General features: G+C 73.2%; 28 protein-coding genes. 20 read left to right on the top strand and 8 right to left on the bottom strand.

Going from position 1 to position 25,668, the window contains the following annotated elements; translation table 11 throughout:
* Positions 1-27 precede the first annotated feature (27 nt).
* A complete protein-coding gene (locus DMB42_RS46635) occupies positions 28-1,635 on the top strand; it encodes a sensor histidine kinase (RefSeq protein ID WP_260478347.1) in 1,608 nt (535 codons plus the stop codon).
* Between the two features lie 177 nt (positions 1,636-1,812).
* Complete coding sequence (locus DMB42_RS46630; protein ID WP_185845229.1) at positions 1,813-3,126, top strand: S28 family serine protease; 1,314 nt, start codon at positions 1,813-1,815, stop codon at positions 3,124-3,126.
* Positions 3,127-3,146: 20 nt separating this feature from the next.
* Here the strand turns inward: DMB42_RS46630 and DMB42_RS46625 are convergent, their stop codons facing one another.
* The gene (locus DMB42_RS46625) at positions 3,147-3,737 is read right to left on the bottom strand and encodes a TetR family transcriptional regulator C-terminal domain-containing protein (RefSeq protein WP_125646600.1); all 591 of its coding nucleotides are present in this window, start codon (positions 3,735-3,737) and stop codon (positions 3,147-3,149) included.
* Between the two features lie 98 nt (positions 3,738-3,835).
* Here DMB42_RS46625 and DMB42_RS46620 point away from each other — a divergent pair, with 98 nt between their 5' ends.
* Positions 3,836-5,050 carry a glycosyltransferase gene (locus DMB42_RS46620; RefSeq protein WP_125646597.1) on the top strand — a complete coding sequence of 405 codons (1,215 nt, stop codon included), beginning with the start codon at positions 3,836-3,838 and terminating at the stop codon, positions 5,048-5,050.
* Between the two features lie 254 nt (positions 5,051-5,304).
* Positions 5,305-5,907, top strand: coding sequence for a DUF305 domain-containing protein (locus DMB42_RS46615; protein ID WP_185845228.1), 603 nt, complete (start codon positions 5,305-5,307; stop codon positions 5,905-5,907).
* On the opposite strand, the gene DMB42_RS46610 is transcribed toward DMB42_RS46615, so the two are convergent.
* The 3 genes from DMB42_RS46610 to DMB42_RS46600 form a co-directional block, all read right to left on the bottom strand.
* Positions 5,857-6,768: a hypothetical protein gene (locus DMB42_RS46610; RefSeq protein ID WP_125646591.1), complete on the bottom strand. Its 912-nt coding sequence runs from the start codon at positions 6,766-6,768 to the stop codon at positions 5,857-5,859. The genes DMB42_RS46615 and DMB42_RS46610 overlap by 51 nt on opposite strands.
* Positions 6,765-7,607, bottom strand: coding sequence for a hypothetical protein (locus DMB42_RS46605; protein ID WP_125646588.1), 843 nt, complete (start codon positions 7,605-7,607; stop codon positions 6,765-6,767). Before DMB42_RS46605 ends, DMB42_RS46610 begins: the two co-directional genes overlap by 4 nt.
* Before the next feature lie 166 nt (positions 7,608-7,773).
* Positions 7,774-8,670, bottom strand: a complete 897-nt coding sequence (locus DMB42_RS46600; protein ID WP_185845227.1) for a hypothetical protein — start codon at positions 8,668-8,670, stop codon at positions 7,774-7,776.
* Positions 8,671-8,879: 209 nt separating this feature from the next.
* Between DMB42_RS46600 and DMB42_RS46595 the strand changes: the two genes are divergently transcribed.
* Positions 8,880-10,421, top strand: a complete 1,542-nt coding sequence (locus DMB42_RS46595) for a phosphodiester glycosidase family protein (protein ID WP_125646585.1) — start codon at positions 8,880-8,882, stop codon at positions 10,419-10,421.
* 56 nt (positions 10,422-10,477) lie between these two features.
* Here DMB42_RS46595 and DMB42_RS46590 read toward each other — a convergent pair whose 3' ends face one another.
* Both DMB42_RS46590 and DMB42_RS46585 read right to left on the bottom strand, forming a co-directional pair.
* Entirely contained in the window at positions 10,478-11,401 is a 924-nt protein-coding gene (locus DMB42_RS46590; RefSeq protein WP_221762673.1) for an endonuclease/exonuclease/phosphatase family protein, read from the bottom strand.
* Between the two features lie 75 nt (positions 11,402-11,476).
* Positions 11,477-12,052: a TetR/AcrR family transcriptional regulator gene (locus DMB42_RS46585; RefSeq protein ID WP_125646582.1), complete on the bottom strand. Its 576-nt coding sequence runs from the start codon at positions 12,050-12,052 to the stop codon at positions 11,477-11,479.
* 68 nt (positions 12,053-12,120) lie between these two features.
* Between DMB42_RS46585 and DMB42_RS46580 the strand changes: the two genes are divergently transcribed.
* Positions 12,121-13,065: an SDR family NAD(P)-dependent oxidoreductase gene (locus DMB42_RS46580; protein WP_125646579.1), complete on the top strand. Its 945-nt coding sequence runs from the start codon at positions 12,121-12,123 to the stop codon at positions 13,063-13,065.
* Positions 13,066-13,071: 6 nt separating this feature from the next.
* Here DMB42_RS46580 and DMB42_RS46575 read toward each other — a convergent pair whose 3' ends face one another.
* The gene (locus DMB42_RS46575; protein ID WP_125646576.1) at positions 13,072-13,437 is read right to left on the bottom strand and encodes a nuclear transport factor 2 family protein; all 366 of its coding nucleotides are present in this window, start codon (positions 13,435-13,437) and stop codon (positions 13,072-13,074) included.
* Between the two features lie 92 nt (positions 13,438-13,529).
* Here DMB42_RS46575 and DMB42_RS46570 point away from each other — a divergent pair, with 92 nt between their 5' ends.
* From DMB42_RS46570 to DMB42_RS46545, 6 genes are all read left to right on the top strand, one after another.
* Complete coding sequence (locus DMB42_RS46570) at positions 13,530-14,417, top strand: LysR family transcriptional regulator (protein WP_125646573.1); 888 nt, start codon at positions 13,530-13,532, stop codon at positions 14,415-14,417.
* Between the two features lie 63 nt (positions 14,418-14,480).
* Positions 14,481-14,912 (top strand): ClpX C4-type zinc finger protein, encoded by a 432-nt coding sequence (locus tag DMB42_RS56200; protein WP_125646570.1) that lies wholly within the window; start codon positions 14,481-14,483, stop codon positions 14,910-14,912.
* 45 nt (positions 14,913-14,957) lie between these two features.
* Positions 14,958-15,596: a TetR/AcrR family transcriptional regulator gene (locus DMB42_RS46560; protein WP_125646568.1), complete on the top strand. Its 639-nt coding sequence runs from the start codon at positions 14,958-14,960 to the stop codon at positions 15,594-15,596.
* A gap of 12 nt (positions 15,597-15,608) precedes the next feature.
* Positions 15,609-15,896 carry a DUF6204 family protein gene (locus DMB42_RS46555; protein WP_260478346.1) on the top strand — a complete coding sequence of 96 codons (288 nt, stop codon included), beginning with the start codon at positions 15,609-15,611 and terminating at the stop codon, positions 15,894-15,896.
* 34 nt (positions 15,897-15,930) lie between these two features.
* A complete protein-coding gene (locus tag DMB42_RS46550; protein WP_260478345.1) occupies positions 15,931-16,491 on the top strand; it encodes a helix-turn-helix domain-containing protein in 561 nt (186 codons plus the stop codon).
* 17 nt (positions 16,492-16,508) lie between these two features.
* Positions 16,509-17,039 (top strand): GNAT family N-acetyltransferase, encoded by a 531-nt coding sequence (locus DMB42_RS46545; protein ID WP_125646562.1) that lies wholly within the window; start codon positions 16,509-16,511, stop codon positions 17,037-17,039.
* Here DMB42_RS46545 and DMB42_RS46540 read toward each other — a convergent pair.
* On the bottom strand, positions 17,023-17,835 hold the full coding sequence (locus tag DMB42_RS46540; RefSeq protein ID WP_125646560.1) for a MurR/RpiR family transcriptional regulator: 813 nt from the start codon (positions 17,833-17,835) through the stop codon (positions 17,023-17,025). The genes DMB42_RS46545 and DMB42_RS46540 overlap by 17 nt on opposite strands.
* Before the next feature lie 55 nt (positions 17,836-17,890).
* Between DMB42_RS46540 and thrC the strand changes: the two genes are divergently transcribed.
* From thrC to DMB42_RS46500, 8 genes are all read left to right on the top strand, one after another.
* On the top strand, positions 17,891-18,955 hold the full coding sequence (thrC, locus tag DMB42_RS46535) for a threonine synthase (RefSeq protein WP_125646558.1): 1,065 nt from the start codon (positions 17,891-17,893) through the stop codon (positions 18,953-18,955).
* An 87-nt stretch (positions 18,956-19,042) separates the two neighbouring features.
* Positions 19,043-20,341 carry an alpha-amylase family protein gene (locus DMB42_RS46530; RefSeq protein WP_221762672.1) on the top strand — a complete coding sequence of 433 codons (1,299 nt, stop codon included), beginning with the start codon at positions 19,043-19,045 and terminating at the stop codon, positions 20,339-20,341.
* 182 nt (positions 20,342-20,523) lie between these two features.
* Positions 20,524-21,183: a DNA/RNA non-specific endonuclease gene (locus DMB42_RS46525; RefSeq protein WP_185845226.1), complete on the top strand. Its 660-nt coding sequence runs from the start codon at positions 20,524-20,526 to the stop codon at positions 21,181-21,183.
* 61 nt (positions 21,184-21,244) lie between these two features.
* Entirely contained in the window at positions 21,245-21,838 is a 594-nt protein-coding gene (locus tag DMB42_RS46520) for a biotin transporter BioY (RefSeq protein WP_125646552.1), read from the top strand.
* Positions 21,838-23,178 (top strand): AMP-binding protein, encoded by a 1,341-nt coding sequence (locus tag DMB42_RS46515; protein WP_125646550.1) that lies wholly within the window; start codon positions 21,838-21,840, stop codon positions 23,176-23,178. Before DMB42_RS46520 ends, DMB42_RS46515 begins: the two co-directional genes overlap by 1 nt.
* Position 23,179: 1 nt before the next feature.
* On the top strand, positions 23,180-24,310 hold the full coding sequence (locus tag DMB42_RS46510) for a thiolase family protein (RefSeq protein ID WP_125646549.1): 1,131 nt from the start codon (positions 23,180-23,182) through the stop codon (positions 24,308-24,310).
* The gene (locus DMB42_RS46505) at positions 24,307-24,981 is read left to right on the top strand and encodes an energy-coupling factor ABC transporter ATP-binding protein (protein ID WP_125646547.1); all 675 of its coding nucleotides are present in this window, start codon (positions 24,307-24,309) and stop codon (positions 24,979-24,981) included. Before DMB42_RS46510 ends, DMB42_RS46505 begins: the two co-directional genes overlap by 4 nt.
* Positions 24,978-25,583, top strand: a complete 606-nt coding sequence (locus DMB42_RS46500; RefSeq protein WP_125646546.1) for an energy-coupling factor transporter transmembrane protein EcfT — start codon at positions 24,978-24,980, stop codon at positions 25,581-25,583. The genes DMB42_RS46505 and DMB42_RS46500 overlap by 4 nt, the downstream gene beginning before the upstream one ends.
* Positions 25,584-25,668 lie beyond the last annotated feature (85 nt).

The following is a 25,668-nucleotide window of genomic DNA, read 5'->3' as shown; positions in this document are numbered from 1 at the left end:
TCGAGAGGGCCTGGATAGCGTTGGCGCATGCGATGGCGTGGTCCGGTTCTGGATGCCCTGCTGATCTTGGCCGCCATCGGCTTCGACGTCCTGACCACGTGGCACACCTGGGGGACCTCCTCCGCGCCTGTGGTGATCTGTGCCGCGTTCTCCGTGCTCGCCGGAGTTCCCATGGGGTTCGTACGGCGGTGGCCGGTGCCGGTGGTCGGTTACCTGTCGGGGCTGCTCATCATCACCGATCAGATCGGCGCGTTCACGGTCAACACCGTGCAGATGCTGCTCATCGCGTCCCTCGGGGTCGTCGCCCACCGGGCGCGTGCACTCGTCGTGGTCGGTACGGCCGTGCTCAGCGCGGTGGTCACCGGCGTCAACCTCGCCGATCCCGGCCACCCCTTCACCGCCAACGCCTGGTTGTACTGCGTCGGAGCCGTCGTGCTGCCCGTTCTCATCGGTGGTTACCTGCGCGGCCCGGCCGGACGCCTTCCCGAGCGCGACATCACCCTCGACGTGCTGATGGCCGGTGGCGGGCTCACGCTGACCGTCCTGGACACCTGGACGGACTGGCCCGCCGCCGGTGGGCCCGTCTGGGCCATCGGGTCGCTGGCAGTGCTCGCGGGCCTGTCACTCGGCGTCGCGCGGCGCCTGCCGGGGCTGGTGTTCGTGTTGCAGGTCGTCCTCATGCTGCTGGCCGGCCAGTACTTCGAGGCGGCGACGAGCACCTGTGTCATGCTCGTCCTCATCTCCGTCGGCGTGTTCGCGATGCGCGTGGCTTCCTGGTTCTGGACGTTCGTCGTCTATCTGGTCGCCGTTCTCGTCATCGCCGTCTTCACCGCCGCGATGGGCATGGTCGGGCCGAGCGCCGCGGTCCAGCCGACGCGCGTCCTGGTGCTGATGACGCTGGTCGTGGCTCCCGTGGCGATCGGCCGCTACCTGCAAGCCCGGCAGGCCGCAGACGAGGCGGAACGGCTGCGCCTGCGGGAGTCGCGCCGGCGCACCCTGGCCCAGGTACGCGCCGACCAACTGGCCGAGCGCGAGAGCATCGCCCGCGAGATGCACGACACCGTCGCCCACCACGTCGGCGCCATGGTCCTGCGGGCCGGCGCCGCCCGCTACGCCGACCCCGACGGCCCCTCCACCCAGGTGCTGACCGACATCCGCGACACCGGCCACCAGGTGCTCGAAGACCTGCGTGGCCTGCTCGACCTGCTGCGCGACCCCGGCAAGCAGCCCGGCCTGCTGACCGACCCGGCCGCCGTGATGCGCCAGTCGGCAGAGCGTATGAGCGCGGCGGGGCTGATCGTCGAGCTCGACATCGGCCCCGAGGTGGAGCAGGCCCCTCTCGTCGCCCGCGCCTCGGCCGCCAGGATCGTCCAGGAAGGTCTCACCAACGTGCTCAAACACGCGGGCCCGGGCACCGACGTGCGAGTACGTCTCACCGCGTCCCCCGACGGACTGGCCATCGAGGTGCGCAACGGCCGCCCGCCCGCCGCCGTGCTCGGCCTGCCCTCCTCCGGGCAGGGGCTGCGGGGCATGCGTGAACGCGCCCACGCGCTCGGCGGCACGCTGAGCGCCGGTCCCGACGATGACGGCGGCTGGCTGCTGACCGTTCTGCTGCCCACCAGGCAGGCGGCGTGATCGAGGTGGTCGGGGCCGAGCCGAGGCGCTGACAGGAGCCGGTGAGACGCCCGCGCATAAAGCGTGGATGGTCACGCATTCGTGATCTCGTCGGCGGTTCTTACGGTGAATGCCGGACTTCCTCCGTGAAAGGACGCCGACATGACCAAGGTTGGCCCTCATCCAGGTACGTCACGCATGATCCGCCGAGCCGTGACCCTGGCGATCACCCTCACCATGGTGCTGACCGGGCCGGCTCCGGCCGCCCTGGCTCGGTCCGCCGACATCCTGGCGCTGCTTCGGGCCGTGCCGGGGATGAGCGTGCAGGAACGACCGTCCACCGAGGACGGCGTGCGATGGTTCTGGCTGCGTTACCGCCAGCCGGTCGATCACCGCCATCCGGAAGGGGCCTGGTTCGAGCAGCGCGTCATGTTGCAGCACCGCTCACTCGACCGGCCCATGGTCTTCCACCTCACCGGGCACAACGTGCCGGAGACCATGTTCGAGACCGAGCCGACGAAGATCCTCGACGCGAACCAGATCTCCATGGAGTACCGCTATTACCCCGGCTCCAGGCCCGTGCCGACCGACTGGACGAAGGACACGTTCTGGCAGGGGGCGAGCGACCAGCACCGGATCGTGACGGCACTGAAGTCGATCTACGACCGCAAGTGGATCGGCACCGGCGGCAGCAAGGGCGGCCAGGCTTCCGTGATCCACCGGCGCTACTACCCGGACGACGTGGCCGGAACCGTCGCCTACGTGGCGCCCAACGACATCGACGACGAGGACGACAGCGCGTACGACCGATTCCTGGCGACGGTGGGCGACGATCCCGCGTGCCGGGCCCGCGTCAGGAGCCTGGCCAGGGAGATCCTCGAACGGCGCCCGGCGATGGTGCGGCTGCTGGAGGCCGCCGCGGCCGCTCATGGGTGGACGTTCGACGTCGTCGGCGGCATCGACCGTGCCTTCGAGTACTCGGTGATGGACTACGAGACCGGGTTCTGGAGCTACAACGACGAGGCGGACTGCGGCAGCCTGCCCTCGCCGGACGCCTCCGACGAGGTGCTGTTCTCCAGTTTCGACCGGGTTCTGGGCTTTCCGTTCTTCACCGACCAGGCACTCGCGCCATTCGTGTCCGTGTTCTACCAGGCGGGCACCGAGATGGGCTGGCCGACGCCGTCGTACCCGCACCTGCGGCCGCTCCTGCGGTACGCGGACGGCTACGGACCCCGCTCGTACGTGCCGCGCGACATCCCCATGACGCTGGACCAGAGCGTGCTGCGGGACGTCGACAGGTGGGTACGCGCCCGGGGCACCAGGCTGATGTTCGTCAACGGCGGGAACGACCCGATGACCGCGGAGCCGTACCGGCTCGGGCCCGGCAGCCGCGACTCGGCCGTCTACACCGCGCCCGGCGTCAAGCACGTCTTCCTCGGCGAGGTGATCGGCAGGCTGCCGTCGTGGCAGAAGGAACGAGCCATCGCCGACCTGCGGCGCTGGGCGCGGTAGCGGCTCACCGCGCGGGTCTGTCACTCCGGGCGGAGGCGCGCCAGGTGGTGGTCGAGCAGTGCCGTGACGTCCTCGGGTGTGTAGTGGCCGACCAGGGTGGCGTTCACGATGCCCTGCGCGAAGGCGTACAGGATGCTCGCCTCCTTCCCGGCGTCCAGGTGGGCGGCGAGTTGCCCGGCGGCCTGGGCGGCCCTGATCTGCTCGGCGAGGAAGGACAGCAGGTGCGGGTATCCCGTCCGCATCGCGACCGCCTGGTTCTCGCACACCACCGAGCTCGCCTGGAACGCCTGCCCGATGCGGTTCAGGTAGCAGCGCTCCTCGTCCAGCGGCAACAACTCCAGCACGGTCGCCCTCAGCACGTCGAGCGGTGTGGACTGCCGCGCGACCACGGCCGCGATCCGTTCCCCGATCCAGATCCCGATGCGTTCCAGCGCCAGCAGCAGCATCTGGTCCTTCGTCGTGACGTAGTACTGCACCGCCCCCATGGACATCCCGGCCGCGGCCGCGACCTCCCTCAGGCTGACGCTCTCCATGCCCTTGTCGTGGATGACGCGGTGCACGGCCTCGGCGATGTGCCGCCGCCGGGCCTCGTGATCGACGATCTTCGGCATACTCCCGCCGCTTTCTCATGCGAGTGCATGGTAAAAACTGCAGCCTGCGTTTACCATGCGACTGTATGACAAAAAATCGATGACAGGGGGAGATCCGAATGCGGGTTCTGATCATCGGAGTCGGCACACGCGGGGACGTGGCGCCGTACACGGGGCTGGGGGCGCGGTTGCGCGAGGCCGGGCACGAGGTGACCATCGCCGCGCACGAGCCGTACGCGGAGGTGGTCACCGACGCGGACCTGAAGTACCTGCCCGTTCCCGGAGACCCGCTCACCGCGCTGACCGGCCGCTTTTCCATCAGCGCCTTCAAGCAGTACAGCGAGCACCTCACCGAGGGCCTGGCCGGGCTCGCCGGGCAGGACGCCGACCTGCTCCTGCTCGGCGTGGCCGGAGCGCTGGGCAGTCACCTCGCCGAGGCGATGGGCGTGCCGAGCATGGGGGTGCACCTCCAGCCGATCGACCCTACGGGGGACTTTCCGCCGGTCACGAGCCTGTTCCACGGGTCGCTCGGGCGGTGGGGGAACCGCAGGGCGGCCCGGCTGGCGTTCGAGTTGCCGGCCGCCGGTCCGCTGATCTCCGGGTTGGGCACCAGGATGCGGGCCCGGCTGGGACTGCCCCCGATGAGCCCGCGCGCCGTCTACCGCCGCCGGGAGAGCACACGCTGGCCGGTCTTCCACGGGATCAGCCCGCTGGTGTTGCCACGCCCGGCCGACTGGCGGCCTGGGCTGGAGATCACGGGTTACTGGTGGCCGCCCCGGCCGCGGGGCCGGCAGCCGGATCCGGTGTTGCCCGACTTCCTGGCCTCCGGGCCGCCGCCGGTCTTCGTCGGCTTCGGCAGCCTGGCGGAAACGCGGGCCGAGCAGTACACCGAGCTGGCCGTGCAGGCGCTGCGGCGGGCCGGGTTGCGCGGCGTGTTGCAGACCGGCGTGCGGGGACAACTCTCGGACGACGTGCTGGCGGTCGGCGACGTGCCGCACGACTGGCTGTTCCCCCGGCTGGCCGCCGTCGCCCACCACTGCGGCGCCGGCACCACGGGGATCGGGGTGCGGGCGGGGGTGCCGGCCGTGGCCGTGCCGGTCATGAACGACCAGCCGTTCTGGGCGTCCAGGCTGACGGCGCTAGGTGTGGCCCCGGCCGCGATCCCGTTCCGCCGCCTGACGCCCGTACGGCTGGCCGCCGCGCTCACGGCAGCGGTCACCGACCCGGTCCACCGGCGGCGAGCCCGGTCCCTGGCGGCCGGGGTCGCGGCGGAGGACGGCGCGGCACCCGTCGTCGAGGCCGTGAACCGGCTCCAGGTCACCCGCGCAGGCTGACGGGGTGCCGCGAGCGTACGTGGTGGCCCGTCGGCAGGTCAGGGTGCGGGGCTATCGTGGTTACAGATGTCGAATCGGCGTTGGGGGGACGCATGAAGCGACGCTCTGTGAAGACCGCGATCGCCGTCGGGGCATTCCTGGCCGCCGGCACTGTGGGTTCGGGGGCCACCGCGTCGGCCGTGGGATCTCCGCCGATGCCGTCCCCGAGCCCTTCTCCAACGGGTCCGCAGTCGACGTGCCCGGGAATGGGGCAGATGCACCCCGTCACCAGCGAGTACGACTACCTCTCGCAGATGGTGCCGCACCACGAGGACGCCATCACCGCGGCCCGGCAGCTGCAACGTTCCGGCAGACCCGAGATGCGGCGGCTCGGGCAGTCCATCGTCACGACGCAGACCGCCGAGGTCGGCCGGATGAAGGGGTGGCTGGAACAGTGGTACCGGCAGAGCCCGGCGCCGAGCCCGAGCGGGACCACCATGCCCGACCTGTCGGGGCTCTCCGGGGATCAGCTCGACAAGGCGTTCCTGCAGCACATGATCCCGCACCACATGATGGCGATCATGATGTCGCAGCAGCTCCTCATGCACGGTGAGGCGCAGCACGCCGAGGTCGCCGGCTTCGCCCGCAAGGTACGCGACGACCAGTGGGCCGAGGTCCGTACGATGCGGCAGTACCTGACCCAGTGGTTTGGGGCGCAGAACCTGCCCTGCGTCCCAAACATGCCCGACATGCCCGGTATGACGCCAGGACCTCACATGTCGGGAATGCCCGGCATGCCGCCGCCCACTGAGCCCCGGACACTTCGGTCAGGACGGGCAGTCCGGGGGCATCTTGAGCACCCCGAACTCCAGCCGTAGCGAGTCGTCGGCGGGAAGGGCGATCGCCCGCGCCCACGGGTCGGTCGCCCAGCAGGCGGGCAGGAGGAAGTACCGCTGGTTGGAGTGGATCAGCAGGCGCAGGCCGGTGTAGCGGTAGCGGTACATCGCGTTGGGGTCGGGCAGCGTGGTCTCGGTGATGCCGGGGCCTTCCAGGTAGAGCCGCCGGTTCGCGTACACCACCGTGCTGGGCAGCCGCCCGGGGTCCAGGCGGTACAGGTCGGCCGCCGCCCGGCCGCGCGACTCGGCGAACTCGGTGATCACCCACAGCAGCAGGACCAGCAGGAGCGTCATGCAGACCGTACGCCGGACGATCTGTTCCGTGGCCGACGACGTACGCCGGGGGTTGAGCCGCTGGTGCAGCGAGGCGCCGTAGACGAGTACGAAGACCCCCAGCCCCAGGCAGAACGGCATGCCGAAGGGCGGCAGATCCACCCATCCGGCCATGCCCGCGATGCCCACCGCGGCGCACCCGGTCCCGAGAACGGCGGCGCCCCTGATCGCCCACTTCGCAGCGGTACGGTGCCGTTCGGCGGTACGGGCCAGCCAGGCGTGCACCGGCGGCGCGATCAGGGCCGCCACCAGCACCACGATCAGCGGTTCTATCGTCAGCGTGACGCTGCGTAGCGCGTAGTCCTGCAAGGACAGGCCCAGCATGCTCTGGTCCACGCCGAGGCGCCCGTACATCGTGTTGGCCCGTACTGCCCCGAAGTACACCAGGATCGCCGTGACGAGGGTGGTCGGGGTCACGACGTGGGCGAGGACGGTCCACATGCGTGACAGGTCCTGACCGGCCCCGCCGTCGCCTCCGGCCGGGTCGCCTGTGGGATGCGGCTCGGTCACGACGGGCCCGGCGCCGGGCCGGTGCCGTCGGGCGGCCCTGACGGACCCTCGCCCGGCGGGCCGGAGTTGCCGTCGCCGGGCGGCTCGGAGGGCCCCTCGCCGGGGGTTCCGGAGCCGCCGGGTGGCTCGGTCGCGCCGCCGGTGTCCACGGGCCCGCCGGGCGAGCCGGTGCCGGGCTCCCCGGGCCCCGGCGCCGGGCCGCTCGGCCCCGGTCCGGCCGGGCCGGACGACGCGGTGACCGTGGCGCACTCCGGCAGGCTGCCGGGATCGGACGCCACCGCGCACGCGTTCCTGAGGTACCCCGCCGGGAGCGGGCCGAGCTTCTCCAGGCGGCCGATGACCTCCCGGGCCCGCTCGTTCTCGCCCAGGGCTACGGCGCTGACCAGTTCCGTCTGGTCGAGCAGGCCCATCAGTTGCGGGCGCATCTGGCGGGGAAGGGCGGCCTGGTGCTTCTTGGCGGAGTCGACCCGGGCGAGCGCCTGGCGCCACTGCCCGCTGTTGGCCTTGGCCGCCGCCCCGCAGACCCGCGCCACGGCCTTCTCACTGTCGGAACTGCCCGGGTCGGCGACCACCGCGTCCATCTTGCCCGCCGCGCCGGCGAAGTCGTGGTCGTTCAGCATGTTCTGGCAGTCCAGCCCCACCTGGGCGGTGGCCTCGGGCAGGTCGCCGGTGTCCTCCTCGGGGACGAGCCGGCCCTGCGGCGTGATGACCGGCCGTGCCTGCCGGGGCGCGCCGGGCCCGGGCTCGCCCGCCCCGGGCCCCTCCGGGCCGTCGCCGCAGCCGCCGGTCAGCACCACGGCGGCGAGCAGCGTCACCGCGGCCGGCCAGGTCCTGCCCACTGTTCCCCCGATTGCTCCGTACCTGTCGGAACAGGTCGTACCGCATCGAAGGGGACGGTACTCGCGGCGAACTCCCCGATCGCTGGAAGCTGGAGAATCCTTTGACCTGCGTGATCAGATCAAAAGGGCGGCCGGCCCGGTCGTCCGGCCCGGCCGCGGTCGGATGTCAGGCGGGCGGCGTCACGCCGTTCTTGGAGACCGGTACGGCGAGCTGCACGGCGCCGGTGAGCCGCAGCTCCTCGGCGGGCAGGTTCGCCAGCACCGGGTTCAGGTGCTTAAGCGTCAGCGGAACCGCGGAGATCGTAGGGCCGGCGATGTCGAACTTCTCCAGGTCCACCCAGCGCACGATGTCGAACACGTCCGCCGGGATCTGGTCGCCGCTCTTCTGCACCGGTACGCACAGCTGCCGGGCGGCGCCGACCTGCACGGTCCTGGGCGGGATCTGGTTGACCAGTACGGGGTTGAGCTGGGTGAGGTTCAGCGCCTTGTTCATCGCCGGGTTCGGCGTGTGCGCGTAGCACAGCAGGTCGATGTGCGAGACGACGCGCAGGACGTCCGGCGGCGGGGTCACGCCGTTCTTGGCGACCGGCACGCAGAGGTTCTGCGGCACGTTGAGCGTGACGCTGATGCCCGGCACGCCCTGAAGGACGGGGTTGAGGTGGCGCAGCGCCAGGTTCTGGTTGATCTGGGGCGCGCTCACCCGGTAGCACGACAGGTCGACGAACCTGACGTAGTCCAGCACGGTCGCGGGCGGGATCACGTTGTTCTTGGCCACCGGGACGCACATCTGCTCACGCGGGCCGAGCGTGACCTGCACGGGCGGCAGGTTGGCCAGCACCGGGTTGATGTGGCGCAGCGACAGCGCCACGGCGGGCGGCTGGTACGTCGTCGTCTTGTAGCAGTCCAGGTCGAGGTTCGACACGAACTCCTTGGCCGTGGGCACCGCCAGCGCCCCGGCGGGGGTCGCGACGAGGAAGGCGGCGGCGAACACCGCCAGGGCGGCCGATAAGAGACGTCTTACCGCGGTTCGTCCGTGGCGTGGGGACGCAGGGTTTCCGTTCATCCATCCTCCTGAGCCGGTCGATCGTGCCTTGACTGTGCGCCCGCTTCCCCCGCCGGACAAGGTGCGTGGCCACTGTTTGACAAGCGCTTGTCAGCACGCGTTCGCGCCGGTCCCGGGGACGGGCCGTTCACGTGATCTTCCGGCGGCGGATCCGGGCGCGTCCCGCCCAGGGCGCGCGGGCGTCACCCGCCTGCGATGGAGTGGCGCGCATGTACCGCAAAGCTCTCCCCGCTCTCCTGGCAGCCGCGTCGCTGCTGGTCACGGCCCCGGCGACCACGGCCACGGCGGCCACCGCCGCCCCCGGGACCGTGGACGTGGCCCCCGGCGTGACGCTGACGCAGCTCACCCTCGGCGCCAAGAACGACGACGACTTCTGGACCGTCCACGTGTACCTGCCGGCCGTGATCGACGGCCCGCTCAACCGGGCGGCCACGGCGCTGGGCCCCCGGGAGATCGCCGACCGCGTCGCCGCGACGCTGCGGGAGAAGGGTTTCGAGCCCCGCGTCGAGCAGGTGGACCTGCCCGCCTTCGCCGACCGGCCGGCGGGCGTGCTCGGCTGGATCGTCCGGGTCGGACGGTACGCCACCGCCGCCGCGGCCGCCACCGGCCTGGGCCAGGTCAAGGCGGCGGGCCTGACGGGCGGCACCCGCTACACCGCACAGGACGGCACCGACGCCGGGGCGCCGCAGCGCGTCCACGTGCTGCGCGTCGACTTCCGCCGTTTCCGCGGCACCGTGGACACCGACTTCGGTCCCACGCTGAGCGGCATGGAGACGCTCACCGACCTGATCTCCTCCTCCGGCGCCGTGGCGGGCGTCAACGCGCAGTGGTTCCTCAACAGCTCGCCCACCGGCCTGTACGTCAAGGACGGCAGGCTGATCGGCAGCGCCACCCAGGGACGCGGCGGCATCAGGATCACGCAGGGCGGCCGCCGGGTGGAGACCGACGCCTACACCGCCCACGTGACGCTCCGCGCGGGCGGCGACACCGTCGAGATCGACGGCGTCAACCGGCTGCCCGGCGAGATCTGGAACTGCGGCGGCGTCGGCGGCGACGTGCCCACCGAGAAGCCTCAGCACGACTTCAAGTGCACCGACCCCAGCGAGCTGGTCCGTTTCACCCCCGAGTGGGGCACTCCTCCGGTGGGCGCGGGCGCGGAGGCCGTGCTGGACGCGCGCGGCAAGGTGCTGGTGGTCAACACCACCCGCGGCGCGGCCGTTCCGGCGGGCGGCTCGACCATCCAGGCGATCGGCGACAGCGCCGACTGGCTGCTCGCGCACGCGGCGCCGGGTCGCCGGCTGACCGTCACCGAGCGGGTCGAGGACAGCAGGGGCCGCCGCGTCCCGCTCACCCCGGACACCACCATCCTCCAGGTCGGCCCCACCCTCGTCCGTGACGGGCGGGTGTCGGTCAACGCCGCCGCCGACGGCATCATCCGCGACGGCGCGGACCAGACGTTCACCTACAACTGGACCGTACGGGCCAACCCGCGCTCGATGGTCGGCGTGGACGACCGGGGCCGCCTGATGCTCGTGGTCGTGGACGGGCGGCAGGACGGTTACAGCGAGGGCCTCGGCATCGCCCAGGGCGCCGAGCTGATGAAGCGGCTGGGCGCGGTGGAGGCCATGAACCTCGACGGCGGCGGCTCCAGCGTGATGGCGACGTCCCGGGACGGCATTCTCAACCGTCCCTCCGACGCCACCGGACAGCGCGCTCTGGGCAACGTGCTGCTCGTCCGGCCGGGCCGGTGATCGTCGGCTGAGAAGGCCCGCCCCGGGGGCAGTCCCGGCGGCGGGCCTTCGTGTTCCTACGACAGGGTCACGGTTCCGACCACGACGCGGTGGTCGGAGCACAGGCCGCCGGGGTTACCGGTGCACGTGGCCGGCGGGGCGAGCGAGTCGGCCGAGTACGCGCCCACGATCCTGTCCTCCCTGGCGAAGATCAGGTCGAGCTTCGTCCCCGAGCCGCACGGGCCCTTGCCGTCCGGCGTGCTGACGGTCAGCTCGCCGTAGCCGGGGCAGTTGCCGGGGTCGGCGTCGTCCAGCTCGTGGTATTTGCCGGTGTTGCCGCGGTTGTTGGCGGTGTTCACGGTGGGGGAGTAGTAGCCGTTCAGCCGGGCGGCGTCGGGCGTGAGGTTGAAGTCGCCCGCCACGACCACGGTGTCCCCGGCGGCGTGGTACGCCTCCAGCTTGGCCAGCACGGCGTTGAGCTGGGCCGCGCGGTAGGCGTCGACGTACGTGGTGTGCGTGGAGCAGAACCGCAGGTGGGGGCGGGCCTGCAAGGGGGCGCAGAGCATCTTGCGCCGCTCGGTCTTGCCGTCGTCGGGCAGGGTGACGCGCTCGGCGGCGCCCAGGGGTTGTCTGCTGAAGATGGCGTTGCCGTACTCGCCGCCGCCGCACGGCGCGCCCGCCGTCGCCGGGTACGTGGCGGCGAACCGCGCGAAGTTGTCCCGGTCGGCCGGCCAGCCGGCGTCCCGCAGGCCGCTCACCAGCGCCTGGTACTGGCCGGCGCACAACTCGTTGAACGACACCAGGTTCGCGCCCCGCGCGACGATCGAGCTCACGGCCGCCCGGACCATGCCGTTGCCCGTGGAGCCGTGGTTCAGGGTGTTGCCGGCCGCGTTCCAGTGCCAGACGGTGTAGGAAGCGGCGGCCGCCGCGCTCGCCGTCACGGCCGAGGCCGCCAGGACCGACGAGACGATCATGGTGGCCAGGAGCCTGGGGAACCGCACGGGCTTCCTCCCCGAAGTCGATGATCAGGAACGTACAGCGGACCAGAGCCCGGTCCGCCGCGTCAACCGCCCTGCTCAGGCGGGCTCCGGCCAGCCGGATTCGAGGAGGTCGAAGACGGCGTCCAGCGCGGCGCGCGGGTCGGGCTCGGCGCCCGCGAGCTCGGGGATCTCCAGCACGTACCGGGCCAGCGCGCGCACTGTCATGTCGGCGGCCTCGCGCCCGGTCGCGGCGGCGATCGCCTCGGCCAGGGGGCGTTCGGCGGCGATCCACAACCTGCGCGAGTACTCCCGCAGGGCGGGCGTGCGCACGATGAGGTCGCGCTTGCGCCGCTGCTCGGGCGGCAGGGCGGCGGCGAACGGCCCGCGCGCCGCCAGGCAGCGGCGCAGGGCCTCCAGCACACTCTGGCCCGCCGGCCGGTCGCGGACGGCGGTGGCCAGCCAGACGTGCCGCTCGTCGCCGTCGTCGAAGATCAGGGCGTCCTTGCCGTCGGGCACGTGCGCGAACAGGGTGGCGACGGACACGTCGGCCTCGTCGGCGATCTGGGCGACGGTGACGCCGTCGTAGCCGTGCTCGGCGAACAGCCGCACGGCGGCCTCGGCCAGGGCCCTGCGGGTCTGTACCTTCTTGCGCTCGCGGCGCCCGGTCGTCATGCCGCCAGACTACCGTAAAACTATAGTGATTATAGTTTCATAGTCACTTCAGAAATAAAGGAGCCGCCATGTCCGCCCACTCATGGGACGTCCGGCGCCTGCCGTCCGCCGAGGGCAGGAACTTCCTGGTCACCGGCGGCAACGCGGGCATCGGCTATTTCGTGGCCGAACAGCTCGCCGGCACCGGCGCCACCGTGATCCTCGGCAGCCGCGACCCCGCCAAGGCGTCGGCCGCCGCGCGGTCCATCGGCGGTCGCGTCCCCGGGGCGCGGGTCCGGCACGTGCCGCTCGACCTGGCCGACCCGTCCTCGATCGAGGCCGGCGTCGCGGCGCTGCGGCTGGAAAGCCTGGACGCGGTCGTGTGCAACGCCGGGGTGCTGCTCGACCACCCGCCGCGGCGCGAGACGGACGACGGGCACGAGCTGATGTTCGCCACCAACCACCTCGGGCACTTCGTGCTGGTCTCGTGGCTGGCGCCGCTGCTGGCGGCCGCTCCGGCCGGCCGGGTGGTGACCGTCGGCAGCCTCACCGCCAAGTCCGTGACCCTCGACCTGGACGATCTCCAGAGCCTGCGCGACTACCGGCCGAAACGCGCGTACGCGCGCTCGAAGCTGGCGCAGATGCTCTTCGGCTTCGAGCTGGACCGCCGGTTGCGTGCCGCGGGCGCCTCGACGTCGAGCGTGGTGACCCATCCCGGCGGGGCGCTCGACTCCCTGACCCCCTCGCGTCCGGTGCGCTCCCGCACCACCGGCGAGCTCCGCCCCGGCCTGCCCGCGGGGCTGCTCGTCCAGGGCAAGGAGGCCGCGGCCTGGCCCGCCGTACGTGCCGTGCTCGACCCGTCCGTACGCGGCGGCCAGTTGTGGGGGCCGCGGGTGTTCGGGCTGCGCGGCCGGCCCGTCCCCGAGCCCGTACGCGGCGACCTGGCCGACACCGCGCTGGCGGCCGGCCTGTGGGCCGCCAGCGCGGACCTGACCGGCGCGGCCGCGGCCACGGCCGGACCCGCCGGGGCGTGATCGTGCTCAGCCGTTGGGGTTGACGAACTCGGGCTGGTCCAGCACACGCAGCCAGCTCCCGTCGGGCTGGCGGCGGACGACCTGGGCACGGGCGCCGGAGCCGTCCTTGGGCGGGGTGGAGGTGAGGGCCAGGTCGCCGCTGACCAGCGTCGGCAGCGGCTGCTCCAGCTCGAAGCGCGGGCCCCCGGCCAGCACCTTCTCCCACAGCGCCTGGATCGCCGCCCGCCCCACGGTCTGCGCGCCCGGCGGGTAGGCCAGCACGGCGTCCTCCTCGTAGAGCGCGGCGACCCCGGCCGCGTCGCCGGCGTTGGAACGCTCGACGAACAGGCGGGTGATGTCCTCGGGGCGCATGGCCTTCTCATATGCGGTCATGGTGACGTCCTTTCCGGTTTCTCCTTCCAGGCTGCCTGGGCCCGTACCAGAAGTCCAACAGATGGTTGTGATGACATCTAGAATCAGCAGTTATGGAACTGAGGCAGTTGGAGTACTTCGTCGCGGTGGCCGAGGAACGCAGCTTCACCCGGGCGGCCGAACGGGTGCACATCAGCCAGTCCGGGGTCAGCGCCCAGATCCGCCGGCTCGAACGCGAGCTGGGCGCCGAGCTGTTCGACCGGTCGGCCCGCGTGGCCACCCTCACCGTGGCGGGCAAGGCCGCGCTCGGCCACGCCCGCGCCGCGCTGGCCGCCGCCGGGGCGGTCGGCCAGGCGGTGGGCGAGGTGACCGACCTCATCCGCGGCACGCTCACGGTCGGCATGGTGCTCGGCTGCACGATCACCCCTCTGTTCGACGCGCTGGCCGCCTTCCACGAGGCGCATCCGGGTGTGGAGCTCGCGCTGCTGGAGGACAACTCCGACAGGCTGGTCGAAGGGGTTCGGTCGGGCGCGCTCGACCTGGCGCTCATCGGCACCGCGAACGCCGTCCCCGAGGGCCTGGAAGCCCTGACGATCATCAGCGAGCGGCTGGTCGCGGCGGTCCCGCCCGGCCATCCCCTGGCCGCGCGGCGCCGGGTCACCCTGCCCGACCTGGCCGAACACCCGATCGTGTGCATGCCGCAGGGCACCGGGCTGCGCGCGGTGTTCGACGAGGCGTGTGCCGCGCGAGGGCTGCGGCCGGTGATCGCGCTCCAGGCCGGCGCCGCCGACACCATCGCCGACCTGGCCGTACGCGGGCTCGGGGTGGCGATCCTCAGCGAGTCGATGGCCGCGCGGTACCGCGACCGGCTCACCGCGCTGCCCGTCGAGGACGTACGCGCGCCCGCGCTGCTCGCCCTGGTCTGGCGGGAGGGCGGCGGCCCCGCGGTGCGGGCGCTGCTCCGCCACGCCCGCCGGACGTTCTCCGCCCAACCCCTGTGACCCTGGAACGCATGCTGTCAGCCTGTCCTTGACACGGATGCCTGTCAAGGACAGGCTGACAGCATGACGACATCAAGCACCCCAGAGGTGAGGCCCGTCGAGCAGGTGGCGACGAGGTGTTCGTTCTGCGGCAAGCCGCACGAGGAGGCCAGGAAGGTGGTCGCCGGGCCCGGCGTCTACATCTGCGACTCCTGCGTCGAGCTGTGCCACGAGATCATCGCCGGCGAGCTGCAGAAGGCCGAGGGCGACCGGACCGCGAGCGTGCACTGGGGCCCCGACCCGACCGACCAGTACGTGTCGGGCATGTCCGACGAGGACGTCCTGGCAGCCCTGCCGCGCCAGGCGCTCACCGTCGAGCAGGCCGAACGCGACCTGCGCGCCTGGGTCGGCATCCTCCGTGACCGCGAGGTGACCTGGGCCAGGATCGGCGAGGCCCTGGGCATCACCCGCCAGGCGGCGTGGGATCGCTTCGCCGCCGACGTCGAGTCCCGGTGAGCGAAAAAACCGCAATCCACTGCAATTTTGCAGTAGAGTCCCTTCATGACCGAAGGGCTTCGTGAGCGCAAGAAGCGCAAGACCCGCCGGCACCTCTCCGACGTGGCGATCGGGCTGTTCGTGGACCGCGGGTTCGACCAGGTCACGATCGCCGAGATCGCCGCGGCGGCGGAGGTGTCGGTCAACACGCTCTACAACTACTTCGCCGCCAAGGAAGACCTCGTACTGCCTCCGGAAGAGGCCTCGCCGCAGCGGCTGGCCGACATCGTGCGCGACCGCGCGCCGGGCGAGTCGGCGGCGGGCGCGGTGCTGGCCCGGCTGCGCGAGGAGCTGCGCGGGCAGGACCGCAGGCTGGGGCTGACGGCCGGGTTCGGCCGGGTGCTGGAGATGATGCTCGCCGCCCCCACGCTCCGGGCGCGGCTGGAGGAGCTGGGCGCGCAGATGACCGACGCGCTGGCGGAGGCACTGGCCGAGGAGGCGGGGGCCGCGCCGGGCGATCCGCTGCCGCGGGCCGTCGCCTGGCAGATCGGCTGCCTGCACTCGCTGGTGTTCGCCGAGGTCGGCAGGCGGGTGGCGGCCGGCGAGCGGCCCGAGGCCATCGCCGGGGCCGTGCTGGAGCTGCTGGACGTGACCGAAGCGCTGGCCGGCGAGCGGCTGCTGACCTATGCCGTACGGGAGGGCTGAGCGTTGTTCCGGGTGACCATTCGTGGGAAGTTCGACGGGCTGGACGAGGAGGGACGCGCCAAGGTGCTGGCGGCGGAGGCGGTCGCCTTCACCGACTCGGGCACGTTCACCCATGACGGGACCGTGTCGGCGTTCACGTTCCGCTGCCAGGTGCCCGCCGGGCCCGAGGACGGCGAGCGGGAGGCGACCGGACGGGCGGTGGCGGCGCTGGAGGCATACGAGGTGCCGTACCAGGTGTTGCGGATCGCGGTGACGGACATGCGGGACATCAAGATCCGTCACAAGGGCCGGCGCGCCTGACCCCTTGTCCCGCATGTGGGATATGCTCCCGGATGTGGGACACAATTTGGACGAGCGGCTGGCCGGACGGCTCGCCGAGCTGCGGATCGAGCGCGACTGGTCGCTCGACGAGCTGGGCCGGCGCGCCGGCGTCAGCCGTTCGACGTTGTCCCGGCTGGAGCGCGGGGAGATCAGCCCGACCGCCGCCCTGCTCAACAAGCTGTGCGCGGTCTACGGCCGGACGATGTCGCGCCTGCTGGCCGAGGTGGAGTCCGAGCCGGCGCAGGTGGTGCGGGCCGGGGCGCAGGCGGTGTGGCGGGACGAGAGCTCCGGTTTCGAACGCCGTTCGGTCTCGCCGCCGCATCCCGGGCTGCGCGGCGAGGTCGTCGAGGGGCGGCTGCGACCGGGGGCGGACATCGCCTACGACCAGCCGCCGGTCCCCGGGCTCGAACAGCACATCTGGGTCATGGAGGGCGTGGTCGAGGTCACCGCCGACGGCCGCGTCCACCGGCTGGAGGCGGGCGACTGCCTGCGATTCCGCCTGTGGGGGAGCTCGCGCTTCCGCTGCCCCGGCCCTTCGCCGGTCCGCTACGCCCTGCTCGTCGTCCTCCCCTGAGCACCGAAGGAGTCCCCATGCACACCGTCGCCCTGCTGTCGGCCGAGGAGTTCGCCGCGAGCGTCGAGGAGCTGGCCGTGCTGCTGGCGGACGCCGTGGACGGCGGCGCGTCCGTCGGGTTCCTGAAGCCGTTCGGGCCGGCGGAGGCCGCCGTGTGGTGGCGCGAGCAGGAGGCGGCGGTGGCCGACGGCGGCCTGGCGGTGTGGGCCTGCCGCGACGCGGACGGCCGCCTGGCCGGCACGGTCAGCGTCGTCCTGGCCCGCAGGCCCAACTCGCGGCACCGCGCTGAGGTCGCCAAGCTCCTGGTGCACCGCGCGGCGCGGGGCCGCGGCCTGTCGCGCCTGCTGCTGGACGCCGCCGAGCGGGGAGCCGCCGCGGCCGGGGCCGGGCTGCTGGTGCTCGACACCGAGACCGGCAGCCCCGCCGAGCACGTCTACCTGACCGGCGGCTGGACCCGGTACGGCATCGTGCCCGGCTACGCCGGCGCGCCCGACGGCACGCTCCTCGACTGCAGCTTCTTCTACAAGCGGCTCACAACGCCTGCGTGAGCTCGTCGAGGTCGGCCAGGCGGCGGGCCGGGTCGAGCCGGGCGGCGGCGGCCACCAGCAGCAGCTCGGTGACCGCGATCTGGTGCGCCAGCGGCGCGATGGGCCCGGCGGCCTCGGGCGGCAGCCGGATCAGCGTCTCGGCCCGCGCGGCGAGCGGCGACTCCCAGGCATCGGTGATCAGCACCAGCCGTGCTCCACGCGCGCACGCGGCCTCGGCGAAGCGGGCGGTGCCGGGGGAATAGCGGCGGAAGTCGTAGGCGACCAGGGCCGCCGGGCCGGGCAGGTCGAGCAGCGCGCGGGCGCGGGCGGGCGCGGATCCGGGCACGCGGTGGACGCCGGGCCGCAGGCCGGCGAGCTGCCTGATCAGGTACTCGGCGGCCAGCTCGCTCAGCGGCCCGCCCATCGCCCACACGGACGCGGCCTGCGACAGCAGCGTCCCCACGGAGTCGAGCAGCTGCTCGGTGACGGCGGCCAGGGTGCCGTCCAGGCCGGCCCGGAGGTCTTCGGCGGCACGCCGCATGCCGGGCGAACGGGTGACGAACTCGCGCAGGCGCGACCGGTCGCGGGCCCCGTCGCGTACGGCCGACTGGAACCCGGCGAAGCCGGCGTATCCCAGCCGGTCGAACAGCCGCGAGGCGGTCGGCGGGCTGACCCCGGCCCGCTCGGCCAGGGCGCGCAGCGAGCCGAGCGCGGCGAAGGGGTAGTCGTCGAGGAGCACCCGTACGATCGCCCGGTCCCCGGGCGGCAGGTCGGGATAGACCGCGCTGAGACGGCTCGCCACCGGATCGTCGTCCATGCTGACAAATGTTACATCAATCCGACCATCATGAAACAAGTGTTACGGTGCACGCATGAGTACCTGGAACGGACTGATCGACAGCGGCTACCGGCGCTGGCTGCCGGTCACCGCCGACACCCCCTCCGTCTCGCTCAACGAGGGCAACACGCCGCTGCTGCGCTCGGCGCACCTGTCCGGGCTGACCGGCTGCGACGTCTGGCTCAAGGTCGAGGGCGCCAACCCCACGGGATCGTTCAAGGACCGCGGCATGACCGTGGCGATCAGCCGGGCCGCGCAGGCCGGGGCCGAGCTGGTCCTGTGCGCCTCCACCGGCAACACCAGTGCCTCGGCCGCCGCCTACGCCGCCCGCGCCGGGCTCGCCGCCGCCGTGCTGGTGCCCCGGGGCGGCGTCGCGGCCGGCAAGCTGGGCCAGGCCGTACGCCACGGCGCGCACGTCGTCGAGATCGACGGCACGTTCGACGACTGCCTGCGCGTCGCCCGCGAACTGGCCGGCCACCACCCGATCGCGCTGGTCAACTCGGTCGGCAACGAGCTGCGCCTGGCCGGTCAGCGCACGGTCGCGTACGAGATCGTCGACGCGCTGGGCGAGGCGCCCGACATCCACTGCCTGCCGGTGGGCAACGGCGGCAACATCACCGCCACGTGGGGCGGCTACCGCACCTACCTGCGCGAGGGCCTGGCCACCCGGCTGCCGCGCATGTGGGGCTTCCAGGCGGCCGGCGCGGCCCCGCTCGTGCACGGCGCACCGGTCGCCGCGCCGCAGACGGCGGCGACCGCGATCCGCGTCGGCAGCCCGGCCACCTGGGACGGCGCCGTCCGGGCCCGCGACGAGTCCGGCGGCCTGATCGGCGCGGTGAGCGACGAGCAGATCTTCGCGGCGTACCGGGAGGTGGCCCGGCGCGACGGCGTCTTCGCCGAGCCCGCCTCGGCCGCCGGGATCGCCGGCCTGCTCGACCGGCACGCCGCCGGCGCCGTCGCGCCGGGCCGGCTCATCGTGATCACCCTCAGCGGCAACGGCCTGAAGGACCCGGACGCCTCCCTGCGCGACGGCGGCTCCCCGACCCGCACGTCCTCGGCCACCGCCGAAGTGGCCCGCGCCCTCGCCCTGACCTCCTGACCCGTCCTCGCCACCATGGCCCCCGGCGAGGGGCGTGCGGCGGGGGCCCGCCTAGAATGGGCCGTGGATCTTCGATGGGGGGTTGACGTGCCGTCCTGGGCAGAGCAGGCGATCTTCTGGCACGTCTATCCGCTGGGCTTCCTGGGCGCCGAGCGCGCCGCCGTACCGGAGGTGACCCACCGGCTCAGGGGCCTGGTGCCGTGGCTGGACCACGCCGTCGCGCTGGGCGCCGACGCGCTGCAACTCGGCCCGGTATTCGCCGCCGAGACCCACGGCTACGACACCCTCGACCACTTCCGCATCGACCCGCGCCTCGGCGACGACGGCGACTTCGACGCGCTGGTGTCCGCCGCGCACGAGCGCGGGCTGCGGGTGCTCCTCGACGGCGTCTTCAACCACGTCGGGCAGGGTTTCCCGCGTTTCCAGCAGGCCCTGCGCGAGGGGCCGGGCTCGGCGGCCGCCCGCTGGTTCCGGCTGCGCTGGCCCGCCGACGGCGGCCCTCCCGCCCACGACGACTTCGAGGGGCATCAGTCGCTCGTCGCGCTCGACCACGCAGAGCCGGCCGTCGCCGAGCACGTCGCGGCGGTGATGGCCCACTGGCTCGACCGCGGCGCCGACGGCTGGCGGCTGGACGCCGCCTACGCCGTGCCGCCGCGGTTCTGGGCGCGGGTGCTGCCGCGCGTACGCGGCGGGCGGCCCGGCACGTACGTGGTGGGGGAGGTCATCCACGGCGACTACGCCGCGTTCGTGGCCGAGACCGGTGTGGACGCGGTGACCCAGTACGAGTTGTGGAAGGCGATCTGGAGCTCGCTCAACGACCGCAACGCCTTCGAGCTGGCCTGGGCGCTCAAGCGGCACACCGCCTTCGCCGAGTCGTTCGTCCCGATGACGTTCGTCGGCAACCACGACGTCACCCGCATCGCCAGCCGCCTGACCGACGTACGCCATCTGCCCCACGCCCTGGCCGTGCTGATGACGGTCGCCGGCACACCCTCGCTGTACGCCGGCGACGAGTACGCCATGCGCGGCGTCAAGGAGGAACGCGAGGGCGGCGACGACGCCGTACGCCCGGCGTTCCCCGCCTCCCCGGCCGGCCTGCCGCCGGACGGCCTGCCGGTGCTGGAGCTGCACCGGCGGTTGATCGCCCTGCGCCGCCGCCACCCGTGGTTGTCGCGTGCCCACACCACCGACCTGACCCTGTCCAACCAGCTCTACGCCTACGAGAGCCGCTCCGGCGAGCACGCCCTGGCGGTCGCGCTGAGCACCGGCGACGAGCCGTCGCAGGTCACCCTGCCCTTCTCCGGCCGGCTCGGCGCCGGGGACGGCGACCTGGACGGCACCCTGCTGACGCTGCCCCCGCACGGCTGGGCCGTCGTCGAACACTGAGCAGGACAACCTACCTGCAATCACTACCAAAAGTAGCGATGTAGCAACGTTCCGCTACGACCTCCACGGGCATAAATGTCGCGACAAAGCCGACGAGGCCACCAATAGCGTGAAGCAACCCGCGATGGCGGGAGCGCGCGGCCTGTCGCCTTTCCCCGCGAGAGGACATCCTGCTCATGCCCATGACAAGGCTCCCCCCTGCCCTGTGCGCCGCCGCCCTGGCGATCGCCACTCTGACGGCCCCGCCTTCAGCAGCCCAGGCGGCCCGGGCGCCGCACGCGGCCGACACGGACGCCGCCGCCTGCATCCGCCACCTGGCCAGGAACCACACCTACAAGGACGGCTCCAACACCTACACCACCGACGGCGCGGGACGGCCGGCCCAGGCCCTGTCCACCGAACTGGCCAGGAAGGCGGCCCCCCGCAGCGACTGCGAGTCCACCGTCGGCAACTGGGGAGGCAGCGGCGACTGGCAGGGCGGGCATCTCCTCGCCTCCTCCTTCTCCGGCGTCAGCAAGCGCTACAACCTGGTCCCCATGCGCGGCAGGCAGATCAACCAGGGCCTGATGCTCCGCGTCGAGAACGGCGCCCGCGCCTGCCTGGGGTCCAAGGGCGGCGCGGTGGCCGACTACCGCGTCCAGGTGCACTATCCCGACGCCGTGACGCTGGTGCCCGACCGGATCCACGTGTCCATGGCGGCGACGATCTCCGGGGTGTCCAGGCAGGTCACGGTCACTTTTCCCAACGCCACCCTGTCGGCGCGGGAGCTGGACTCCTGGCACACGAAGATCGCCAACGCCTTCCGGGCGGCCCACTGCATGACCGCCTCCGACAAGGCGTAGCCATCGGCGTTGTGGGAACCCTGCATGCGTGATCGCCCCGTTCTGGTGTGGGATCGTCCTCATGAAGAACGCAGGAGGACAGCGCGGGTTCCTCATGGGGGACCTGGCCAGGATCGCCGTGTTCGCCGCGCTGATCGCGGTGCTGGGCGCCCCGGGCTCGTTCAACGTCTTCGGCAACCCGGTGCCGATCACGCTGCAGACGCTCGGCGTCATGCTGGCCGGGGCCGTCCTCGGGAGCTGGCGGGCGGCATTGGCGGTGGTCGTGCTGCTCGGCCTGGTCGCGGCGGGGTTGCCGCTGCTGGCGGGCGGGCGCGGCGGGGTCGGCGTGTTCACCGCCCCCTCGGCCGGGTTCCTCATCGGCTGGATCCCCGCGGCCGCGGTCACCGGGCTGCTGGTGGAGCGGGCCGGTCGCACGCCGAGCCTGCTGCGACTGCTGGTGGCCTGCGTGGTGGGCGGCATCGGGGTGGTCTACCTGATCGGCGTGCCGGTGCAGGCGCTGATCACCGGACTGCCGCTGACGGAGGCGATGCGGCTCAGCGCCGTGTTCCTGCCGGGTGACCTGGTCAAGGCGGTGGTGGCCGCGCTGGTGGCCAGGGGCACGCAGCGTGCCTATCCCGACGCGGTCCCGGCCGTTCACAACGAACGGGTGCGCTGATGCCCGTTGCCGAGCACGTCCTGCGGCACGCCGCGGGGAGCCCGTCCAGGGTCGCCCTGCGCGGGCCGCTCGGCTCGCTGACGTACGGCGAGCTGGCCGGGCGGGTCCAGGGCGGCGCGCGGTACCTCAAGGGGCGCGGCACGCTGGCCGCGATCGCCCTTCAGGACCCGGTCGAGCTGCTGACCGCCGTGCTGGCGGCCGATCTGGCCGGGGTGACGCCGCTGGTGGGCGACCATGCCTGGAGTCCGGAGCGGTGGGTGCGCATCACCGCGGCGGCGGGCGCCGACCTGCGGGTCAGGGAGCCGCTGCCGTACGTGCCTGGCGCGCCGCTGGTGGCCGAGCCGCGTCCCGGTGACCGGGCCTGGGCCTGCTTCACCTCCGGCAGCACCGGCCGGCCACGCGCGGTCGTCCGGAGTCGGGCCTCGTGGACGCATTCCTTCCCGTACCTGGACGAACTGGCCGGGATCGGCGCGGACGACGTCGTCCTCGTGCCCGGCCCGCTGGTCTCCTCCCTGTACGCCTTCGCCGCCGTGCACACCCTGGCGGCCGGCGCGACCGCCCTGGTGCCCGGGGGCCGTCCCGCGGCGGCGCTGCTGCGCGCGGCGACCGCGGTCCACGTGGTGCCCCACCGGCTGGCCGAGCTGCTGGAGCAGGCTCCGGGCCTGCGTACGGCGGTCGTCGGCGGCGCGGCGCTGAGCAGGCAGGCACGTGATCGGGCCGGGCGGGCGGGGGTGCGGGTGTTGTCGTACTACGGCGCGACCGAGTTGTCGTTCGTGGCCTGCGACGCCGACGGGGGCGGGATGCGTCCCTTTCCGGGCGTCGAGATCGAGGTCAGGGCCGAGCCGGGGCGCAGGCTCGGCGAGGTGTGGGCACGTTCGCCGTGGCTGGCCGACGGCTACCTGGGCGGCGCCGCCGGTCCGCTGCGCCGCGACGGCGAGGGCTGGACGACGGTCGGCGACCTGGCCGAACCGTACCGGGCCGGGCAGGTGTTGCGGGTGCGCGGGCGCGGCGACGGCGCGATCCAGACCGGCGGGGCGACCGTCGTGCCCGAGGACGTCGAGGCGGTGTTGCGGAAGGTGCCGGGCGTGGGGGACATCGTGGTGATCGGCTCGCCTCACCCGTCGCTCGGCTCGGTGGTGACCGCCGTGGTGGAGGGCGCCTCGCCGCCGCCGCGCGCGTTGCTGGAGGCCGTCGCCCGCGGCGGGCTCGACGTGGCGCAGCGGCCCCGCCGCTGGTACGCCGTTCCGGCGCTGCCGCGCACCGGGTCGGGCAAGCCGGCGCGTGGCCTGGTGGCCGACCGGCTGGCCGGCGGCGACCCCGAGATCCGGCGGCTGGCCTGACGTGGGCGGCAGACCCGTCGTCGTGGCGGCCCGCCGTACGCCGATCGGCACGGCCGGGCACGCCTTCAAGGACGTCGCCGTGGACGGGCTGGCCGCCCCCGTCATCGAGGCGGTGGCCGGTGAGGTGGGCCGGCCGGTGGACGACGTCGTGCTCGGCAACTGCACGGGCCCCGGCGGCAACGTGGCCAGGGTGTCGGCGCTGGCCGCCGGGCTCGGCCACGGTGTGCCGGGCCTGACCGTCGACCGGCAGTGCGGCAGCGGGCTGGCCGCGATCCTGGTGGCCGGGCAGGCGGTGGCCTCGGGGGAGATGGACGTGGTGATCGCCGGAGGGGCCGAGAGCGCCTCGACCGCGCCGCTGCGTACGCCGCGCGGCGCGGACCGTCCGTACGAGCGGGCCCCCTTCGCGCCCGGCGGCCACCCCGACCCTGACATGGGCCCGGCGGCGGAGGCCCTGGCGGCCCGGTACGGCATCACCCGCCTCCGCCAGGACGAGTACGCCCGCCTCAGCCACGCCAAGGCGCTGGCCGCCCGCGCGGCGGGCGCGTTCGAGGAGGAGATCGTGCCCGTCGGCGGCCGGGCGGAGGACCAGCGCCCGAGGGCGCTGCGCGCCGCCTCGCTGGCCCGGTTGCCCGCGGCGTTCGTGGCGGGCGGTACAGTGACCGCCGGCAATTCCTCCCCGGTCAGCGACGGCGCGGCCGTCGTGGCGCTGGTGGCCGACGGGTCGCGTGGCGGCCTGCCGGGGCTGCGGCTGGTGGCCGGGGCCGTCGTCGGGTGCGATCCGGCGCTGCCCGGGTGGGGGCCGGTGCCCGCGGTGCGCCGGGTGCTCGTACGTGCTGGGGTGGACATGGGACAGGTGGCGGCGGTGGAGATCGTGGAGGCGTTCGCGGCGCAGGTGCTGGCCGTCACCGACGCGCTCGGTCTCGACCCGCTGGCGGCCGACCGCGAACGGGTGTGCGCCGGCGGCGGCGCGCTGGCGCTCGGCCACCCGTGGGGCGCGACCGGCGCGGTGGTGGTGACCAGGCTTTTCTCCAGGCTGGTACGGTCCGCAGCCCCGGCCGGGACGCTGGGCCTGGCCGCCGCGGCGGTCGGCGGCGGCCTGGGCGTGGCCGCGCTGTTCGAGGTGGTCGTGTGATCGAGTTCGCCGACGTGCACGTCCGGCTGGGCACGCGGGACGTGCTGCGCGGCGTCACCGCGAGCCTGGGCGAGCGCCGGGTGGGCGTGGTCGGCGCGAACGGCTCGGGCAAGAGCACGCTGGCCCGCCTGATCAACGGCCTGGCCGTGCCCACCTCGGGCGAGGTCACGGTGCTCGGGCTGGACACCCGGCGCCAGGCCGCGAAGATCAGGCGGCGGGTGGGGTTCCTGTTCACCGATCCGGACGCGCAGATCGTCATGCCGACCGTGGCCGAGGACGTCGCCTTCTCGCTGCGCCGCAAGGGCCTGTCCCGTGAGGAGGTCGAGCGCCGCGTGCACGACGTACTGGCCCGCTACGGGCTGGACGGGCACGCCGACCATCCCGCGCACCAGCTGTCCGGCGGCCAGAAGCAGTTGCTCGCCCTGTGCGCGGTCATGGTGCTCGAACCCGACATCCTGGTCATGGACGAGCCCACGACCCTGCTCGACCTGCGCCACTCGCGCCAGGTCGCCGACCTGCTGCGGGAGATGCCGCAGCAGGTGCTGGTCGTCACGCACGACCTGCCGCTGCTGGCCGGGTTCGACCGGGTGCTGGTGCTCGACGGGGGCCGGGTCGTCGCCGACGGCACGCCCGCCGAGGCGATCGGCCACTACACCGCCCTGATGGCGTGAACGGTCTCACCGGGGCGTACGTGCCGGGCGGCTCGTGGCTGCACCGGTCGCCGGCCGGGGTCAAGCTGGCCGGTCTGGCGTTGTCGTGCACGGTGCTGGTGCTGCTGCGTCCGGCGGCGGCGCTGGCGGGGGCGGCGGTCGTGGTGGTGGCGTTGTACGCGTCCTCGCGGGTGGGGGTGCGGGCGGCGTGGGCGCAGGTCAGGCCGGTGCGTTGGTTCGCCGTCGCGCTGTTCGGCCTGCAAGTGGTGTTCGCGGACCTGGACGCGGCGGTGTCCTCGACGTTGCGGGTGGTGCTGGCCGTGGCGCTGGCGGGGCTGGTGACGCTGACCACGCGGACGGCGGCGATGCTCGCGACGCTGGAGCGCGGCCTGTCGCCGGCCAGGTTCGTGGGGCTGGACCCGTTCCGGTTGTCGTTGTTGCTCTCACTGACCGTGCGCAGCGTGCCGGTCGTGGCGTCGCTGGCCGGGCGGGTCAGGGAGGCGCAGCGGGCGCGGGGGGTTGAGCGCAGCGTGCGGGCCTTCGCGGTGCCGCTGGTGGTGGGGGCGTTGCGGCACGCGGACGCGCTGGGCGAGGCGCTGTCGGCACGCGGCCTTGACGACTGACCCCGCCCCGTACCGCCGCCGCGACCCCGATGAACGGCTACGCCTTCGACAGCGTGGGAGCGTGCCCGCGCCGCCACCCTGGCCT

The organism is Nonomuraea sp. WAC 01424 (assembly GCF_003947315.1).
In the GTDB taxonomy this organism is placed as follows: domain Bacteria; phylum Actinomycetota; class Actinomycetes; order Streptosporangiales; family Streptosporangiaceae; genus Nonomuraea; species Nonomuraea spiralis.
The sequence above is the reverse complement of the archived record's forward strand: the minus strand, read 5'-3'. Positions and strand labels throughout refer to the sequence as shown.